The 19,493-nt window shown below is 41.0% G+C and carries 15 protein-coding genes; 2 read left to right on the top strand and 13 right to left on the bottom strand.

Annotated features, from left to right (window positions below; genetic code table 11):
* Window positions 1-80 precede the first annotated feature (80 nt).
* Complete coding sequence (locus ACO6S2_RS18465) at window positions 81-1,028, top strand: threonine ammonia-lyase (protein ID WP_422360039.1); 948 nt, start codon at window positions 81-83, stop codon at window positions 1,026-1,028.
* On the opposite strand, the gene ACO6S2_RS18470 is transcribed toward ACO6S2_RS18465, so the two are convergent.
* Entirely contained in the window at window positions 1,007-2,053 is a 1,047-nt protein-coding gene (locus ACO6S2_RS18470; protein ID WP_422360040.1) for a UDP-glucose--hexose-1-phosphate uridylyltransferase, read from the bottom strand. The two genes, ACO6S2_RS18465 and ACO6S2_RS18470, sit on opposite strands and share 22 nt — an antisense overlap.
* Before the next feature lie 8 nt (window positions 2,054-2,061).
* A complete protein-coding gene (locus ACO6S2_RS18475; protein ID WP_422360041.1) occupies window positions 2,062-3,222 on the bottom strand; it encodes a galactokinase in 1,161 nt (386 codons plus the stop codon).
* A 95-nt stretch (window positions 3,223-3,317) separates the two neighbouring features.
* On the opposite strand from ACO6S2_RS18475, the gene ACO6S2_RS18480 reads away from it, so the two are divergent.
* Entirely contained in the window at window positions 3,318-4,028 is a 711-nt protein-coding gene (locus ACO6S2_RS18480) for an NUDIX hydrolase (RefSeq protein ID WP_422360042.1), read from the top strand.
* Window positions 4,029-4,036: 8 nt separating this feature from the next.
* On the opposite strand, the gene ACO6S2_RS18485 is transcribed toward ACO6S2_RS18480, so the two are convergent.
* Genes ACO6S2_RS18485 through ACO6S2_RS18535 form a run of 11 tightly spaced genes read right to left on the bottom strand, consistent with a single transcriptional unit; the run spans window position 4,037 to window position 19,486 of the window.
* Entirely contained in the window at window positions 4,037-4,399 is a 363-nt protein-coding gene (locus ACO6S2_RS18485) for a response regulator (RefSeq protein WP_422360043.1), read from the bottom strand.
* Between the two features lie 10 nt (window positions 4,400-4,409).
* Window positions 4,410-5,231: a CheR family methyltransferase gene (locus tag ACO6S2_RS18490; RefSeq protein WP_422360044.1), complete on the bottom strand. Its 822-nt coding sequence runs from the start codon at window positions 5,229-5,231 to the stop codon at window positions 4,410-4,412.
* Between the two features lie 35 nt (window positions 5,232-5,266).
* A complete protein-coding gene (locus ACO6S2_RS18495) occupies window positions 5,267-5,896 on the bottom strand; it encodes a chemotaxis protein CheC (protein ID WP_422360045.1) in 630 nt (209 codons plus the stop codon).
* Window positions 5,897-5,913: 17 nt separating this feature from the next.
* Window positions 5,914-7,716 carry a chemotaxis protein CheA gene (locus ACO6S2_RS18500; protein ID WP_422360046.1) on the bottom strand — a complete coding sequence of 601 codons (1,803 nt, stop codon included), beginning with the start codon at window positions 7,714-7,716 and terminating at the stop codon, window positions 5,914-5,916.
* Window positions 7,717-7,728: 12 nt separating this feature from the next.
* Window positions 7,729-8,754, bottom strand: coding sequence for a chemotaxis-specific protein-glutamate methyltransferase CheB (cheB, locus tag ACO6S2_RS18505; RefSeq protein ID WP_422360047.1), 1,026 nt, complete (start codon window positions 8,752-8,754; stop codon window positions 7,729-7,731).
* Between the two features lies 1 nt (window position 8,755).
* Window positions 8,756-9,571, bottom strand: coding sequence for a chemotaxis protein CheW (locus ACO6S2_RS18510; RefSeq protein WP_422360048.1), 816 nt, complete (start codon window positions 9,569-9,571; stop codon window positions 8,756-8,758).
* A gap of 20 nt (window positions 9,572-9,591) precedes the next feature.
* A complete protein-coding gene (locus tag ACO6S2_RS18515) occupies window positions 9,592-10,338 on the bottom strand; it encodes a ParA family protein (protein ID WP_422360049.1) in 747 nt (248 codons plus the stop codon).
* Window positions 10,339-10,352: 14 nt separating this feature from the next.
* Window positions 10,353-12,863: a methyl-accepting chemotaxis protein gene (locus tag ACO6S2_RS18520; RefSeq protein WP_422360050.1), complete on the bottom strand. Its 2,511-nt coding sequence runs from the start codon at window positions 12,861-12,863 to the stop codon at window positions 10,353-10,355.
* Window positions 12,864-12,872: 9 nt separating this feature from the next.
* Window positions 12,873-15,395 carry a methyl-accepting chemotaxis protein gene (locus ACO6S2_RS18525; RefSeq protein ID WP_422360051.1) on the bottom strand — a complete coding sequence of 841 codons (2,523 nt, stop codon included), beginning with the start codon at window positions 15,393-15,395 and terminating at the stop codon, window positions 12,873-12,875.
* Window positions 15,396-15,426: 31 nt separating this feature from the next.
* A complete protein-coding gene (locus ACO6S2_RS18530; RefSeq protein WP_422360052.1) occupies window positions 15,427-18,789 on the bottom strand; it encodes a methyl-accepting chemotaxis protein in 3,363 nt (1,120 codons plus the stop codon).
* A gap of 55 nt (window positions 18,790-18,844) precedes the next feature.
* A complete protein-coding gene (locus ACO6S2_RS18535; RefSeq protein ID WP_422360053.1) occupies window positions 18,845-19,486 on the bottom strand; it encodes a chemotaxis protein CheW in 642 nt (213 codons plus the stop codon).
* Window positions 19,487-19,493: the final 7 nt, after the last annotated feature.

Genomic DNA, 19,493 nt, shown 5'->3' on the forward strand with positions numbered 1-19,493 from the left:
TCAATTCTTTTCAATGGTAATAGACCTCGATTAGTATTGAAGCCATCAACTTTGCTGTCAATCAATACTAATCCATGACCATGATCAAACCGACGGATATCCTCCAAGCCAAAGAAAGAATTGCACCCTATATTAGACAGACGCCTGTCGAATACTCACAGTCACTACAAAAAGAACTTGGGTTAGATGTACACTTCAAACTAGAAAACTTGCAAGTGTCCGGTAGTTTCAAGCCTAGAGGTGGATTCAACAAAATACTCAAACATCCTTCAGATGAGTTTGTTGCCCCTACCGCTGGTGGGCATGGAGTTGGATTGTCCTATGCAGCCAGTCAGTTGGGAGCTAAAGTGCATATTCTTATGCCCAAATCAGCCGACAGCGACCGCATCAAAGACATTGAGGCCAATGGAGCAACCATCCAGTTTTTTGATAGTGTGCCTGATGCTAGAGCCAAGGCCAGAGAACTAGAAGCTGCTAACAATTATGTGTTTGTTTCCGCTTTCAACGATACTGAAATGGTAGAAGGCGGCGGAACTATCGCTGTGGAATTGCTTGAGCAGCTGCCAGAAATGGATTGTCTGGTTTGCGGCGTAGGTGGCGGTGGGTATATCGCTGGTATGGGTATCTTGCTAAAAGCCATTAATCCGGATATAAAAATCTATGGTGTACAACAAGAAAATGCTCCTTTTCTAGCTGAATGGTATAAACACAAAGCATACCCGAAACAACTGAACATGCAGCCATCGATAGCCGAGGGCATCGGTGCTGAAGTAGAACCTGATTCGATCACCTGGCCTTATATTGAAAAGTTAGTGGATGATTTTTTTGTAGTAAGTGAAGATGAAATTCGTGACAATTTGCTCTGGCTTCTCAAAGAGCACAAACATTACGTAGAACCTTCTGCTGTTGTTGGTTTGGCCGCCATCAGAAAATATGCCGACCACTTCAAAAAATTCAATTCAATCTGTACCGTGATCACAGGAAGAAACATGTCTTTTGACAAGTTTCAATCTATTCTGTCTAAATAGTGTACTTCTGATTGTTCTTTGATTCGCTGCGCAGCAAACTCTGGTGTGATGTCACGCTGGGGATTGCCAAGCATTTCATAGCCCACCATAAATTTCTTAACGCTAGCTGATCGAAGTAAAGGTGGGTAAAAAGTCATATGCCATTGCCACTCTTCGTGAGGCTCTCCATCATAAGGGGCCTGATGAATGCCGGCAGAATATGGAAAAGAGGTTTCAAACAGATTATCGTATTTGATGGTCAAATAACGATAGGCTTCCGCTAGTGCGGTCCGCTCTTCTTCGTTCATTTCGGTAATTCTTGCCATCTTTCGTTTAGGAATGATCATAGCTTCGTATGGCCATACTGCCCAAAATGGCACCAATACTATCACGTGATCATTTTCGAAAACGATTCTTTCTTGCTTCTCTTTTTCCTGAGACAAATAGTCCAACAATAAATTGCTTCCAGTTTTTTGAAAATGAGCCAGTTGCTGCGCTTGCTTCTTCGTCGGTTCTACTGGCACAGATTCCTGTGCCCAGATTTGTCCGTGAGGATGGGGATTAGAGCAACCCATCACAGCACCTTTGTTCTCAAAGATTTGAATGTGATTGATAAAATCCAAAGCACCAATTTCATGACACTGATCGATCCAGAGATCAACTACTTTTTTGATTTGATTGGTTTCCATTTCGGGAATGGTCAAATCATGACGAGGGGAAAAACAAATAACCTTACAAACGCCTCTTTCACTTTTGGAATGCATCAACCCATTTTCTTCACCGCCCGATGGAATGTCTGATTGCAAAGCTGCAAAGTCATTGGTAAAAGCGTATACATCCTTGTAGTCCGGGTTTTGTTCGCCCCCTATTCTTTCATTGGTCGGACATAGATAACATTTGTCGTCATAGGCTGGTCGTCGATCCAAGGACAATTTTTCTACCTGTCCCTGCCATGGACGTTTAGAACGATGCGGCGATACTTGTACCCATTCACCTGTCAATATATTCAATCGTCTGTGCGAATGATCATTTGCATTAAACTTCATTTGCCTTTCTATTTATATCGTCCTACTCCGTCTGCAATTGCTACACGGTAAACTTTAGCATCTATTCCAAGAGACATTTTATAACCGTCAACCACTTGATTGATGACTTCATCAACCTTTTTCTTTTCGATGAGATTGATCGTACAGCCTCCAAATCCACCGCCCATCATTCGTCCGCCTATATGGCCATCGCAGTTCGTGGCAATATCAATGAGCTTATCCAGCTCTTTGCAACTCACTTCATAATCTTTACTTAATCCGTTGTGGGTTTCGAGCATGATCTGTCCCACTTTTTCTATCTCCCCAGCCTGTAGTGCCTCACATACCTCCTGCACTCTAATATTTTCTTCAATCGCATATTTACACCTACGGTAGACTATTTCATCCATAGCTATTTTCGCCTTAGCCAAGTCATCAAGTGTAGCATCTCTCAGAGATTTTATGCCCGTATTAACTTGTTGGAGAATTTTTACTCCTTCTTCACACTGAGTTCTTCGAATATTGTACTGAGAGTCTGCCAGATTGTGCTTCACATTGGAATCAAAAAGCACCAGATCGTAAGCCTTAAAATCAGCCGGGTAATACTCGTACTCAAGGCTTCTGCAATCCAGTTTTACCACATGATCATCTTTCCCCATACAGCTCGCAAACTGATCCATGATACCACACTTTACACCTGCGAATTTGTGCTCCGCGGCTTGACTCATTTTAGCCAAGTCCATTTTCTCTACATTCAAACCAAACAGATCAATCAAGGCCTGTCCGAAACCACATTCTAATGCTGCGGACGACGACAACCCTGATCCCATTGGTATGTCACTCGTAAACATCAAATTGAACCCCTCCAACTGATGACCCACTTGCTGCAACTGGTCAATTACACCTAAAAAGTAATTTACCCAACCCTGATCCACAGGAGCCAAGGATTCATCGATACTAAAAGAATAAGACTCATCTAAATCTACTGAAATAAGTTTCGACCGATCGGATCCGCTCTTCTGGATAAACACATAAACCGCTAAATCAATAGCCGCTGGCAAAACAAACCCATCATTATAATCAGTATGTTCTCCTATGATATTGATTCGACCAGGTGCTCGAAATACCTCAGGATCGGTACCAAAGGTCTCAATAAATGTATTTTTTACGTCGGCTCTGTTTCGTCCCATGATTACAAATTATAATAAACGTAAATTTAACGTTTATAAATTAAATAGCAACCGTATTCAATACATTTATTAATTTAGCGAGAAACCACAGATCAATGACCGACGAAAGCACCTCGACATATATTGTTGCACAACCCATACTGGTAGCTGTAGATAATGTGATTTTCGGATTCGATACCGAAGAGGAAAAATTGAAGGTTCTGTTATTCAAAAGGAAAATTGAGCCGTTTGCAGGCCAATGGTCGTTGGTAGGAAGTTTCATTCAGCCCAAGGAATCCGCAGTAACTGCCGCCTCTAGAATACTGACAGATTTCACCGGTCTGGAAAGTGTATATCTCGAACAACTTCACACTTATAGTGCCATAGATCGAGACCCAGAGGATCGTGTGATTTCCATAGCCTACTACAGTCTAATTCAACTCCAACAATTCAGAAAGGACTTGGTCGCCACTCACGATGCTGGATGGTTTGAAATCAACGGCATTCCTGAAGTTGTTGTTGATCACAATCAAATTATTTCCGATGCGCTAACCAAACTTCAGGATAATGCAAGAAGAAAGCCCGTGGGATTTAATTTATTACCCCCTAAGTTCACCCTTCCTCAACTGTTCAAACTGTATCAGGAGATTTATCAGAAGGAGATAGATGATAGAAATTTTCGCAAGAAAATACTCGCAACAGGCCTACTGGAAAAGCTAGATACCAAAGACAAGACGGCATCCAAAAAAGGTGCTTTCCACTATCAGTTCAATAAAACAAAGTATCAGGAACTAGAAACCAATGGATACGATATTTTATTCCATTGAATTTACAATCAGTTAACCACTCTATTGACTACTGCCAGAAGATCTTCTGATGTAAAAGGTTTTACAATGTACTCTGATGCACCCAAATCAATACCCTCGTTAATCACAGATTGCTGACCTACAGCACTCACCATGATGACCTTAGAACTAATGCCCTGATCCTTGAATACCTTCAGGATATCGGTTCCAATCATATCTGGAAGAATATTATCAAGTGTGATTAAATCAGGAGAAAGCTCCATAGCCAAATCAATAGCCGTTTCTCCATTAGGTGCTTCGCCAACGATTTCAAACCCTTCGGCTTTTAGTGTATCCTTTATCAAAGTACGCATGTACATTGAGTCGTCCACTATCAATACTTTTTTACTCATCGCTATATAGTTAAATCTTCTTTTTCTTATAAATTCTGGTCTTCACATCAAACACTTCAAACAAAGCTTTGCCGGAGTCCGGCATAATATCATAATAGCCAATAACTAAAAATCCGTCATCATTTAGACTCTTATGAAACAGCTCCAATACTTGAAGTTTGAGTGTTTCATCGAAATAGATCATCACATTTCGACAAAAAATAATATCATGTTTGGTGGCCATGCCATCATGTACAAGGTTGTGTCTTTCAAACGTTACATGGCTTTTGTAGGCTGGTTTTATGGTGGCATGAAATTCATTGAAATCGAAAAAATCTGCCATCTTTCTATTGGGATAAAAAGATAAAAAAGGCTTTAGGTACTGTTCGAGAATGATAAGTGAGTAATCACCAGCCTTTGCTTTCTTCAACGCTCTATCACTTAGATCAGTAGCCAATGCCCTGGTCTTTTGTAGCATGCCCTTTTCCTCCAAAACAATTGCCATAGTATACACCTCTTCGCCCGTTGAGCATCCAGCATGCCAGACATTAAGCCTTGGCTTGACTTTATAATGATCCAGAATTTTTTCTTTTATTACTATCCAGGCATCTGGGTTTCTAAATAGCTCAGTCAGGTTCACCAATAAGTCATCGATACCTCTCTCGAAAAACTCTTTGTCTTTAATGATCTTGGACCACAGCTCGAGCATGGAACTCATTTTGTGCTTCATCATTAGACGCACGATACTTCTCTTCAAGGATTTTTTTTCGTAATTAGTGAAATCCAATCCGTACCTGTTTTTCAAGGCCTGCATCAACGCATCTAATTCTTCATCTGATATGCTATCTATCACTATTGCTGTGGTTTACGTACCGTTTAATTCATTGATTATGTCAGCTCTTTGGCAAGTACATCTTCTGCGTTGTCTTTGACCTTGTCTATAAAATTTTCCTGTAGTAGCCAGACAAATTCTGGTTGTACATCTAAATCCGGAATTCCAAAAACTGCTCTAAACTCTACCTTAGAATTATATACCACTGATTCTGCCTTGATGTATTTATTAACTTCTTCTGCCTGCATCACATGGAGTGAAGGCACATTTCCGTAAATTTCCAGACCGAGGAAGTTGGCCAACTGGGTGACCACTGCTCCTGCTACCATGTTGTCTATTTCTGTCAAAAACTCAAGTTTCATCAGCCGTGTCTCTGGATTATTGTTCATCAAAACTTCCTCAGGCAATCCCGCTGCTTGAATTTTTTTCACTTCCTCCTCAGAGAAAATCAAGTGACAAAAACCCTTTAGATCTCCAACTAATTCAGTTTTTAGCAAATGTACCTTACCGGCTGCCTTAGTGCAGTACTGGGGCACATCACCTATTTGATCTAGAGGAGCGTCAATCCTTGAAAGGCTCGCCTCAGTACCTAATATGCTCCGAAATGCAAGCGCAGCCTTCGACAATCCAAACTCCAGCAGTTTGTTGGTAGCGCTGTTTTCTCTTTCTGACAAATTATTAAACATGGTATATGAGTTTATATCTAGTTTTCACTTTCTACAGTTTTTTGAGCTAGTGTTTTGAACATTAAATCCGAAATAGTGGTGACATCGATCACGAGACAAACTTTACCATTTCCCAGAATCGTAGTACCACTCAATAGCTTGGTTTTCTCCAATGGACGAACCATCGACTTCTCAATAATTTCTTTTTGTTGAAGCAGGCGATCTACCACCACTCCGAGCAATTTTCCAGCATAGGAAAGTACAATCACATCTAGCTTGGCATCGTCTTCAATCTCCTCAAATGACTGGTGTAAAACACCTTCCTTTTGACAATCAGCCAAATTCTCCAAATTGATAATATCCTTCAAAAATATAATCGGAATTGTCTGGTCTAGGTACTGTGCCATCAGACCATCCGTAATCAGATGTATTTCGCTTTTTGCTAATGATATAACTGCTTCTGTGTATGACAAAGCCACCGCATACTCCTGATCTTCCAACGCAAATAATAGCGCACCTTTGAGTGCCATAGAAGAAGGAAGGTTAAGCTTGATCGTGGTACCCATTCCTACTTCGGTGTCCACATTGATCTGTCCTCCGATAGATTCTGCAGCTTTCTTCACCACATCCATACCCACACCTCGGCCAGAAATTTCAGTGATTTTATCTGCGTTGGAGAAACCAGGTTCGAAGATGTACATAATTACTTCTTCGTCCGATAGATGTTGCGCCAGTTCTTTACTAGCCAATCCTTTTTCCACAATCTTTCTTCGAATGATATTGGCATCAATCCCGTTGCCATCATCCGCTACTTCAATAACAACATTATCTTTTTCATAATGGGCGCTCAAGATAATCGTGCCTTTATCTGGTTTGCCTTTGGCCTTTCTTGCTTCACTTTTTTCGATACCGTGACTTACTGCATTTCTAACCAAATGAATCATGGCGTCGCTCATGATCTTAAGAATGTTTCTGTCAATTTCACATTCGGTACCTTGAAGCACTAACCCGACATTCTTGTTTTCGATAGAGGCCACATCACGAACAATTCGGTGGAACTTGTTGAACAAAAAGCCAACGGTAACCATTCTGGCATTCATTACACCGTATTGTAAGTCTGAGGTAATTCGCTGCAAACCTTCAAATTCAGTGGTACGCTTACCATCTACGCTATTGAGTGTAATCAATCTATCTCTTTCAATAATGAGCTGCCCCACCATGGTCATCAACTCATCCATTTTTTTGACCGGAATCTGAATCACATCTGTAAAAGTGATTTCAGACTTCATAGCCTGTGGATTCTTTGAAGTATCTCCTGTTGGTACCAATACCTCCTCCGGCTGGCTCTCAGACTCTTCTTTGCTGTCCTCCACAACTTCTGGCGTGGGGGTCGGCTCTTTTACAGGTTCAGGAGCTTTAGACGTATTATCTTGATCTGCCTTAGTGTCGGCTACTTTCTGATGCTTCTCAAGTAGTACAAATAGTTTTGTTTTGATTCCCAAATAAGAAACTCGCTGACCCGTTTTCAGCGCATCAATCAATGCACCCAGCTTGTCATTCGCTTTAAAAAGGCTATCAAATAGGTCCTTGTTGAGTGACATAGTTCCTTGCTGCACAGAACCCATTACGTCCTCCATCACATGAGTGAGCGCTGCAATATCATCGAATCCCATACCCATTGCATTACCCTTCAAGGTATGCACGATTCTGAAAATTGAGTTGATGGCATTGAAATCTGTATGATCATTTTCCAGATCAGTAAACAGACGATTCAGTTCCTCAAAATTCTCCAGCGCCTCGGCATGAAAGAGTTCCTTATATTCTTCTTCTTTCGACTTCAACTTTCTCCTTTTTTATAAACTACTGACTATAAAACTCCCTATCTCTTTGATATCGATTGACTTATCAATCGCACCACATTGCACAGCTGCCTTTGGCATTCCATATATAATGCTCGACTTTTCATTTTGTGCAATTGTGTAACCTCCGGCCTCTTTTATGGCCTTCATTCCTTCTACCCCATCTTTACCCATTCCAGTAAGTATCACGCCTAACGTACGCGCTCCATAAACTTTTGCTGCAGAAAGCATAATTGAGTTGATAGATGGATTGTTGTATTCTTTGTATTGTTGATCAGTAAAATCAATCTTGCACCTTTTACCCTTTTTGATCAACATCATATTGGCATTGCCTGGTGCGATGATTATGTTGCCTGCGGTTGGTTCCATATTTTTAGTTCCTACTACCACATTTAGCGGGCTGAGCTTATTTAATCGCTTTACAAATGGTGCAATAAAATTGGTTGGCATGTGTTGGCCTATAACCACCGGAACGTTCAGATTCGATGGTAATGACACGATTATTTCTTCCAACGCACTTGGGCCTCCAGTTGAGGCGCCAATGACAATCAGGTCATATCTGCCATTATCATCAAAAGTATGCTGATGAGTATTTTTGCTATTGGGCTTTACCGCCATCGGCTTTGCCCTAGTCACACTCCTAATTTTCTGAATTAGCTCCGTTTCAATCAGACGCATTTTTGCATTTCCTCGAGAGGGCTTGTTGAGGTAATCTACAGCTCCTTCCTGAAGTGCATCGAAAATAGGTTGAAGGTTAGTATTACCCACTGAGCTCAAAATCAAAATGGGCAATGGATTGTTTTTCATTATGTTTTTTACGGCGTAGATACCGTCATACTCTCCCATATTCATATCAAGGAGCAGTACATCAGGCTGCAGTTCTTTCACTTTTGCCACAGCATCTTTGCCATCCACAGCGGCCCCAACCACCTGCATCCCATCATTTTCAGACAAAATATCTGAAATCAGAAGGCGCATAAAGCCTGAATCGTCCGCTATGAGTACTCTCGTTTCTTTCATTCTAGTTGCCGTCTTCTACCGACTCTGCAATTACTCTTACTTCGTCACTTTCAATTAATTCTATAATATCCAACAAAATGATCATCCCTTCCTCCTGCTTGATGAGTCCTTTGATGAAAGTCTCATCCAAAACTGTATTGCTCATAATACCAGAAGAACTCTCAATGATATCCCCTTGCACTTTGAGCGTGGTAGGGACCTCACTTACCAAAACTCCCACTTTGAAGCGTTCATTTTTGATTACGAGTGTAAATGTCTTCTCACTCACCTCTTCGGATTTAAACAATTCAAACTTCTCTTCCAAGTCCATAATCACCATCACGGATCCTCTAATGTTGGCCACACCCTTCATGAATTTTGGTGCTCGAGGTAGTTTTGAAATAACCGGTGCAGGCACAATTTCTTTTACCTTGTCTATCTCCAGTGCATACCGCTCTCCTCCCAACTTAAAAACAATCAACTGCACACTTTGTCCTCTCAGGTTCAAAATATCCTGATCGTACTTAGCCTTGAGCCTTTTTCGCTCTTCCATTTCTTCCTTAGTAAGGAAGTTAGCTGGCAACACTCTTTTGGTCTGGGACAATATTGGACTCTCAACAATTTCTTGTCCAACTATCGGTGCTTCCACTTTTTCCACCACGGGTTGCTCAACTACTGGAGCCTTAACCACCTTTTCAATGGCCTTTTTCTTCGGTTTAGATGCACTTTTTTTTGCAGGCTTTGCCGCCGGCTTTTTCTTGGCCTTCACCGCTTTTGTTTCCTTCTTTGGTTTGGAGGGAATCAATTTATCTTTCTTAACATTCTTACCTAAAGCCATCAGCTCTCAATCGTTTGTTGTCATTTTGATTTCAATATTTCATTGGCAAAAGCCATATAGTCTTTTGCTCCATTAGAAGTAGGCGCATAGCTGATTAAGCTTTCACCAAAAGAAGGCGCCTCACTTGCTCTCACATTTGTTCTAATCCGAGAATTGAATATTTTAAAATTGTAATTCTCTTCTATGTGCTCATAGATTTCTCTACTCAATTTTCTCCTGCTATCTACCATCACAGGCAACAACCCTAATATTTCTAATTTTTCATTTAACACCTCTTTGATCTGATTGATCGTGGAGATGATCTGATCTAAACCCTGAAGACTTAACACCTCCATTTGAAGAGGTACAATCACCCATTTCGCTGCATTGAGGGCATTGATCGTCAATAATGACAGCGATGGAGGACAATCTATCAGGATATAGTCATACCCCTCGGTGTTAGCCAAAATCTTCTTCAAAATAGACTCTCTGGCCAGTTCACCTGCAATATTGATCTCCACATCTGCCAGATCAATCTCGGCTGGAGCCACATCCAATCCTTCAGTAGAAACCAATATGTCCTGAAAATCAACTTCGCCAAGAATTACCTGCCCTATAGACTTTTCTATTTCTAAAATACCCAATGAATAGCTCAAATTTCCTTGTGCGTCCAAATCGACAAGAAGCACCTTCTTCCCTTTTTTAGCCAAAGCACACCCCAGGTTTACTGTGGTAGTCGTCTTACCTGTGCCGCCCTTTTGGTTCACTATCGCTATTACTTTGGTCATTAGATTAGTTGGTTTTAATTAACACTCTCTTTTGATAACACGAATTTGCTGATACCACTTTTTAGCTCCTCCGCCACTTTAGCCAATTGTTGGGACTTTTCAGTGTACCCCATCATTCCCGAGGATAGCTCCGTAGCAGAACTCGCTACTTCTTCGGTTCCTGCTGCTGTTTCTTCGGCAATGACTACCACATTCTCAGTGATAGCTACCACTTCATTGATATCTTTAACTTGCAGTCTGGTGGCCTCCAATATTTCTTGCGAATGACGGAAAGTTCTATCTGAGGTATCTGAAATTTCTTTAAATACTTCTGAAGCTTCCTTGGAAGCCTGCTCTCCATTCTTCACGCTCTCGCTCATAATACCAATCACCTTAGCTGCTTCTGTGGTATCAGCTTGTACATCGTTGACCAGCTTTTCAATTTCTTTGGCTGAGTTTCGAGAATCCTCGGCCAGCTTTCTAATTTCCTCTGCTACCACCGCAAATCCTCTACCCGCATCTCCTGCCTGTGCGGCCTCTATTGCAGCATTCAATGCCAATAGATTGGTTTGAGAAGCTATTTCGGTGATGACGCTGAGCACTCTCGTGATCTCAGCAGAGCGCTCAGTCAATACTTGAATCGAATGATGTGTTTTGGTGGAGTACTCAGATATATCGGTCATATTGAATACCACCTTGTTGACCATATCCATGCCTTTTTCGCTGCTTGCTACGCCGAGTTTGGCTGCATCGTTGATAGTCTCAGCACGTTCTCCCATTTCATTGGAAGACCTCAGAATACCCTCAACTAAATTAGATGATTCGTCTACTTTGGATACTTGAGTTTGCGCCCCATTACTCATCTCAGAAATAGCTGAGGCGATTTCTTTGGTATTGGTGTTCATCTCTTCGCTTACCACACTCATTTCTGCCGATGACTCATCTACAACATTGGCATTCTTTGAAATGCTTTGTAAGAGATCAGTCAAACTATCCAACGCCTTATTCAGATTGCCCGAAAGCCGAGCCATATCTCCATGTGCCTGCTCACCAAATCGTTGGGTCAGGTCTCCCTCTGCCATGGCATTGACAATAGTGTTTACTCGCATGACCGGTGTGGACACAGATTCCAAAAGGTTATTCACAGATTCGCTCAAATCTTTCCATCCACCTTGCTGATCTCCAGTTTTAATTCTTGCACTTAAGTTACCTGCATTACCAGCCTCTTCCACTACCTCTTTTACTTCATCCAACACGTTTTTCAGACTGTCCCGCATTTTTAGCAGTGAGTGACCTAGCATATCTTGTTCACTTGCTACTCTAAAATTAGAATCCAGATTACCCTCACCAATCTCTTTAGAGAACTCGGCCTTCTTACTTAACTCATCCACCAAGACATTGACTGAACTTGCCATTTCTCCCAGTTCATCTTCAGTATCGATAATTAGTTTTTTATCACGATTCAAATCTCCAAGTGCCAAGTCCTTCAACAAGTCGTTTGATTTTTCTATAGAGGAAATAATTTGATTGGCAATTCTCCAAATAACCATTGAGAGCAAGACCAGCCCAATGAGCCCAACAATAATTGTGATCCTAAATGTGGCATTAAAAGATTTTGTTATTTCTGATACAGGAACTACTGTACCCACTGCCCAGGGAGCTGACGACCGCCCGACCGGAATAGGAGCCAGAGATACATATACTTCTTCATCGTATATAGGGTCATGGCTATAAAATGAGGCAAAACCACCATTTCGAACAGTATCTTTCAGGTCAAAATTTACTTCAAATCCCAGCGTATCAAGCAGGTGACTTCTGATTTCCTTATTGGGGTGTGCTACAATGGCTCCATTATTAGAAACCAGAAATGCATATCCCTTATCGAAATCATTGAAGGTGGTCATGTTTTCATAATCCTCTAAAGACAAATCGGAACCTATGAGACCGGCAAACTTGCCATCGATGAGAATAGGTGCATTTTGTGATATGCCTAAAACTTGTGTTTTTTCTCCTTCATCATAGCTAGCATAAAAATATGGTTCTGTAATTCCCTCATCCAAGTTAACTTTATGGCGATAATATATACCGTCTAAATCATCTCCTTCCAGATTTACAAAATCTATACTTTCCAATATTTGTCCATTTTCCACATAGTAAGTAAATCTCTGCCTTCCATAAGTTTTTTCCCATTCTGGATCTATGGTTTCCAACTCCCAACTCAACCATGTACCATCATAGTCAGGATAATTCTTCAGAATATTTACTAAAAGTTCTTTCTGCAGCTGTTCTCGCTGATCCTTGGGCATAAAGGCGTAACTTTTAATAATATCAGCCATAGACCTGGAAACCGCAACACCCTCATCCAATTTGGCCTTGATATCATTTGCCTTTTGTAAGGCTAATGAATTGGCCAATTTATTGGCTTCAGTGATCGCATTCTGGCGAAGTGTAATGCTAACATAGCTTAGCGTTACCACGTAAATAACTAATGAAATGCCCAATATAAAGAGCATCATTTTTCGTCGTATGGCTATTTTTTTTAACATCTATATAGGTTAACTATTTGATAGAATAAACTTTTTCAATCGTTCTTTCAACTCATTGGCTACATCAGCCAGCTTCTGGGACTTCTCTGAATACCCTGTCATTCCAGATGACAGCTCCGTAGCTGAGCTTGCCACTTGTTCGGTACCAGCGGCAGTTTCCTCAGCAATCACAACTACATTTTCTGTAATGGCTACCACTTCATTGATGTCCTTTACCTGAAGTTTGGTGGCCTGAAGTATTTCTTGAGAATGGCTGAAAGTTTTATCGGAAGTTTCGGCAATTTCTTTGAAGACTTCTGAGGCTTCTTTCGAAGCCTGCTCTCCATTCTTTACACTGCTTCCCATGATCTCAATGACCTTGGCCGCTTCGGTGGTATCCGTTTGTACATCATTGACCAGCTTTTCGATTTCTTTTGCTGAATTTCTTGAGTCTTCAGCCAGCTTTCTTATTTCCTCGGCAACTACAGCAAATCCACGCCCCGCCTCCCCTGCCTGTGCTGCCTCAATCGCCGCATTCAGTGCTAATAGGTTTGTCTGTGATGCAATTTCGGTGATCACACCTAGCACTCTTGTGATCTCAGTCGATCTTTCGGTAAGCACCTGTATAGACTCTTGAGTCTTAGTAGAGTATTCGGAAATGTCAGTCATATTAAACACTACCTTATTGACCATTTCCAAGCCTTTTTCGCTGCTACTCACACCTTTTTGAGCCGCATCGTTTATAGTTTCGGCACGATCTCCCATTTCAGTCGAAGACCTCAAAATACCCTCAACCAAATTCGACGACTCATCCACTTTGCTCACTTGAGTTTGAGCTCCGTTACTCATTTCAGAAATGGCAGAAGCTATTTCACGAGTATTAGTATTCATTTCCTCACTAACTACTCTCATTTCTGCAGATGACTCATCTATTACTTCAGCATTTCCAGCAATACTTTTCAGTAATTCGTTCAAACTATCCAAAGCCTTATTCAGATTGTTTGACAATCGTTCCATATCTCCATGCGCCTCCTCAGAAAACCGCTGAGAAAGATCTCCTTCCGCCATGGCATTGACAATTTTATTGACAGCCATTACTGGAGTAGAGACAGAACTCAATAGATTATTGATAGATTCTGTCAAGTCTTTCCATCCTCCCTGCTTGCCTTCAGCATTGATCCTGGCACTCAAGTCACCATCAGTCCCTGCTCTACCAACTACAGCATTCGTTTCGTCCAAAACATTCTTCAGATTATCACGCATTTTCAATAGAGACAGGCCAAGGCTGTCCTGATCACTTGCTACCGCAAAGTTGGTATCCAAATTCCCTTTCCCCACTTCTATAGAGAATACCGCCTTTTTATTTAATTCATCAACCAGCACATTGACAGAATTGGCCATTTGACCCAACTCATCACTCGAGTTCACAACAAGTTTCTTGTTTTGATCCAGGTTACCCAAGGCCAGATTTTTCAATAAACTGTTTGAACTTTCAATAGAGTTAGTAATTCCATTAGAAATTCTCAAAATCACTAGAGTAAGCAAAACCAATCCAATGACTCCTACTAGGATAGTAATCTGGAAAGTAGTGTTAAAAGGAGCAGTTATTTCCGATACGGGCACTATGGTGGCCGCTGACCATGGAAAGTCTGTTTGACCAATAGCTATGGGTGCGAAAGAAACATAGACATCTTCACCAAACGAATCATCATAGACGGTAAAGGATTTAGGTTCACCTGCTTTAATAAGAGATTTGATTTCGTCAAGGTCTATTCCTTTGGTAAAACTTAAAGTATCAATAGGAAGTGAAAAATTATCAGCATTTTGATGAGCAATAATGACCCCTTCGTGAGAAAGAAGAAACGCATAACCTCTATCAAAGAAATCAATCTCTGACATGGACTGAAAAGCCTCGAGAGTCATATCCGTTCCTATCACTCCAGAGAACTGACCATCTACCATGATGGCACAACTTGGAGATACGCCGAGCAAAGAATCTGCGCTGGTATCTGTATAGTTATAATCCTGATACCAATAAGGTTCAGAAAGCGTCTCTATTATAGCGTCCTCATACTTGATTTTATAGTAAAGACCTCCATCTGGGTCTGCATCTAAATTGGCTAATTCACGTGATGAAAAAATTTGATCGTCTCGTTGATAAAAATTGATTCTTTCTCTTCCATGAGACTTGGTCCAGGTCGGGTCTATCGCATACAATTCCCAACTCATCCAGGTGGCCGCATACTTCGGATATTTCTTCAGAATTTCAACCATCAGATTTTCTCTCAAGCTGTCTCTAAGCGGGTTTTGCATTTTAGTATAACCCTGTACAATGGTCGCCATATCCCGAGCTACAGCCATATCCTCATTTAATATAGCTTTGATTTCGTTAGCCTTCTGACTAGCGAAGGTATCAGCAAGTCTTTTTGCTTCTACAATTGCCTTTTCCCTTAAGTTGAATCCTATATACCCTAAAGTAATCACATAGATCACCACTGTCATCCCAAGGATGAAACCCAACATCTTTTTCCTAACCGTAATATTCTTCATCATAACTTTCATTTTGGTTGTCTGCAAACCGGCACTAGATTTCCAGAACCATACCCGGGAACTTTTCTTTTAACTCAGTGATATATTCTTTTGCTTTTACCTTATGTTCATCTACTTCATTTTGAATTACCAGCAATCCCCAGTCCTCAAACTCAGGAATCAAAATAGGCACCTTCCTAATGAACCAGTACTTTACATCGTTTTGTAGTTTTACTTTCTCCAAACTGATGACTGGTTCGCGAGAAGCCACTAATTCATCTTCCTTCTGCCTAATTTTTTCAGCAAATTCCTTATCGTAAAAATCAAAATCACTCTTGCCTAAAATCTCTGATGGTGGGCACCCAAAATCCTTTGCCACCGCATCATTGACTAGGTAAATCATTCCGTTAGGGTCTTTTAGTGCAATCTTATAATCTACCAAGTTCAAAATATCACTAAACAGATCGTTCTGTTTCTTGATCATGGCCAGATGATGTTGCATCTGTTGCTGACGAATCTCTCCTTCCCTTTTGGTAGCTAATTTAATCTCAGTAATATCTCTGGTGATTCCGTAAGTACCGATGGTGTTGCCATCTTTATCCTTCAAGGGCAGCTTAGTCGTTGAAACATAAAATTTCTCTCCGTCCTTGGTATCTATTTCTTCTTCCAGGTTTAATATTGGTTCTCCTGTCTTTATTACTCTTTGTTCGTCATCGTAAGCTCTTTGTGCATGATCTCCAAAGAAATCAAAGTCACTTTTACCAATGAGCTCACTTGGGTGATTCAATCCCATCTGCTTAGCGTGCGATACACTATTTCTCAAGAATTTACACTCTAGATCCTTGAAGTAAATGGTGTCAGGCATATAGTCCAGAAGTGCATCTAGCAACATTTTCTCATGCTCAAACGCCTCTCTCATTTTGAAAATAGCGGTATTGTCGCTAGCGGTACCTGAAAGTTTGACCATACTCACTCCATCCTTCAACGTTTCGGCCACAGTCGCTAAACTTTGTGTCTTGTCATTGAATAGTTCCATTCCTGAAGACAATTCAGTAGCAGAGCTAGCCACTTGCTCAGTGCCGGCAGCGGTTTCTTCAGCGATTACAACAATCGATTCTGTGAGAGACACCACCTCATTAATATCACCAATTTGTAATTTGGTATCATTGAGAATTTCTTCTGAGTAGTCCAAATTAGCTGTAGCAGAATCCAAAATTTGTTTGAATACGTCGGAGGCTTCGCTCGATGCCTCACTACCATTCTTCACACTTGAATTCATGATTTCAATTACATCTGCAGCTCCTTTGGTATCTTTCTGAACACCGCTCACAAGTAGCTCAATTTCCTTGGCTGACGCTCTTGAATCTTCAGCTAATTTTCGAATTTCTTCTGCTACCACAGCAAAACCTCTACCAGCGTCACCAGCCTGAGCTGCTTCTATTGCGGCATTAAGGGCCAATAAGTTAGTTTGTGATGCAATCTCAGTAATCACCCCTAGCACACGGGTAATTTCCTTAGATCTTTCGGTCAATACCTTTATCGAATCTTGTGTCTTTAACGAATAAGCCGAAATGTCATCCATATTAAACACGACCTTATTCATCATCTCTAAGCCTTTGCCACTACGTTCCGCAACATTTTTTGCTGAATTGTTGATGGTTTCAGCCTTGCCGGCCATTTCATTGGAAGAACTTAAAATACCCTCTATCAAAGTAGAAGACTCATCCACTTTTGAAACCTGATTCTGAGCACCATTACTCATTTGTGCTATCGCAGAGGCTATTTCAGAAGTATTGGTTCGCATCTCTTCAGTGGTCACTTTCATCTCCGCAGATGCTTCATCTACCACTCCAGAGCTTTTAGATATCTGATGCAAAAGACCATCAATGTTATCCAAGGCCAAATTAAAATTATCGGCCATTTCTTTAATCTCACCTTTTACTTCATCATCATATCTCTGGGTCAAGTCTCCGTCAGCCATAGCCCGGATGATTTTGTTGAGCGTAATTAATGGAGCTACAAATGAACCAAGTAAGTTGTTGATGGAGGCGCTAAGCTCAAACCAGGCACCATGCTTCCCTTCTTCCTCTACTCTTGTACTAAAATTTCCATCCTCAGCGGCATCTCTGATGACTCCATTGGTTTCATTGATAACTGTTTGAAGGTTATCTCTCATTTTCATGAGTGAGCCTCCAAGTACATCGTGCTCACTAGCCACTTCAAATGGAGCATCTAAGTTGCCTTCTCCAATCTCACGAGAGAATTCTGCTTTCTTACTTAACTGGCCAATTAAATGATTAAGGGAGCCTTGCATTTCTCCGATCTCATCTCCTGTTTCAATTTGTATATTGAGTGAGTGGTCAAGATTTCCATACGACAATTCCTTCATGGCATGATTGGTCGCTTTGATCCGATTAGTAAATCGACCAGAAATGTTCCAAATAATAAAACCTAAAAGAACAAACCCAACAACTCCAGCACTAATCAAGAAGTTCAATGCCGTTAGATAAGTATTGCCAATTTCATCAAGAGGAAGAACGGTACCAACAGACCAAGGTAAAGAACCTCGATTCAATGCAATAGGAGCAAATGAAACATAAACATCTTCTCCTGTTTCTTTGTCGGTAGTGGTATATGAAACAAACTTTCCTTTGGCAATATTTTCAACAACACCAAACTCTTCCTGATGATAGGGTAATTCTGCCACTGATTTGGTGACCATTTCTTCCTTACCATTCGATGCTATCATTCCACTGTTAGCAATTAAATATGAAGCTCCATGTTCGTGCTTTGAATCTTCAATGGCCTTTGAATAGGCCGACACGTCATAATCAGTCCCGACTAGGCCAATAAATTGGTTATTCTTAATTACCGGGATACATGGAGAAGTAATCAACTTTTCATTAGTCAAACCATTTTCATAGTCCTCGCTAATGTATGGCTCGGACATCTCTTCATTCAGATCTGATTTTAATCGATAATAGTCTCCCACCAGATTAGTTCCATCTGTATCGAGTGTTTCAATAGTTTCTTGTATTTGGCCATCCTTCCAGAAATACGTTATTCTTTGGCGGCCATAGGGCAGTGACCATTCCGGGTCAATAGCACTCAACTCCCAATTCATCCATATCGCATCATAAGTAGGATACTTCTTGAGAAAGCTGGTCATCAGGGATTTTTGCATCGAACGCCTCATTTCGGTTGGCAAATCGGCATAATCACCTAAAATTATCGCCAATGACCGTGCTACTGAAATATCTTCCTGCATGCGGGCGTTTACATTATTTGCTTTCTGCAGGGCATCGGAATCAGCCAATTTAATAGCTTCCTTTTTCGATTCCTCTTTTAATCTGGAACCCACATAACTGAAAATCCCTATATACAACAGGGCTGCAGCCCCCATTATATAAAGCAACATTTTCTGCCTTATTTTTAATTTCCTTAGTGTCTCCATGCTACCTTTTTGCTTCGTTTCACTCTTGGTCCCCATCCACCATTTCTAAAACGTCGATGAGTACTATCATTCTATTATCCTTTTTTACTACTCCATTGATAAAGGTCTGTTCGGTGTTGGTTTTTCTCATTACGTCGGCTGTGCTGTCTATCTGACTCTCGGCAACCATTAGTGTTTCAGGCACCTGACTAGATGCTACTGCTACTTTAATCTCTTCACTTTTGATTACAATAACATATTTGATGTAATCCTCTTCTTGCCCTTTCTTCCTCCCAAATTTTTTTGCCAGATCTATAACAGCCAGTACATTCCCACGCACGTTGGCAACACCCAGGATGTAAGGTTTCGTTTGTGGAACAGGAGAAATTGGCGGCACAGGTACCACTTCTTTTATTTGTCCAATTTCAAAAGCATACTCCTCTTGACCCACTGGAAAAACAACCAGCATCCTACTATCTTCCTCCACCTGCTGCACAGCCTCCAAGTCATGATTCAATTGATTGAGAGATTGTGTTTGATTTTCCTGAGCATGCGCTGCCGCAGATTCTTCCTTGGCTACTTCTTTCCGAACTACGGATTCGTCTTGTTTTTCAGCTTTAATTTCTTCCTTCGAAGAAGACTCTTTTTTGTTTCCCTTTTTAAGATTTTTACCTATTGCCATTTTTCTC

It is taken from the genome of Reichenbachiella sp., from assembly GCF_965233835.1.
Classification (GTDB): Bacteria; Bacteroidota; Bacteroidia; order Cytophagales; family Cyclobacteriaceae; genus Reichenbachiella.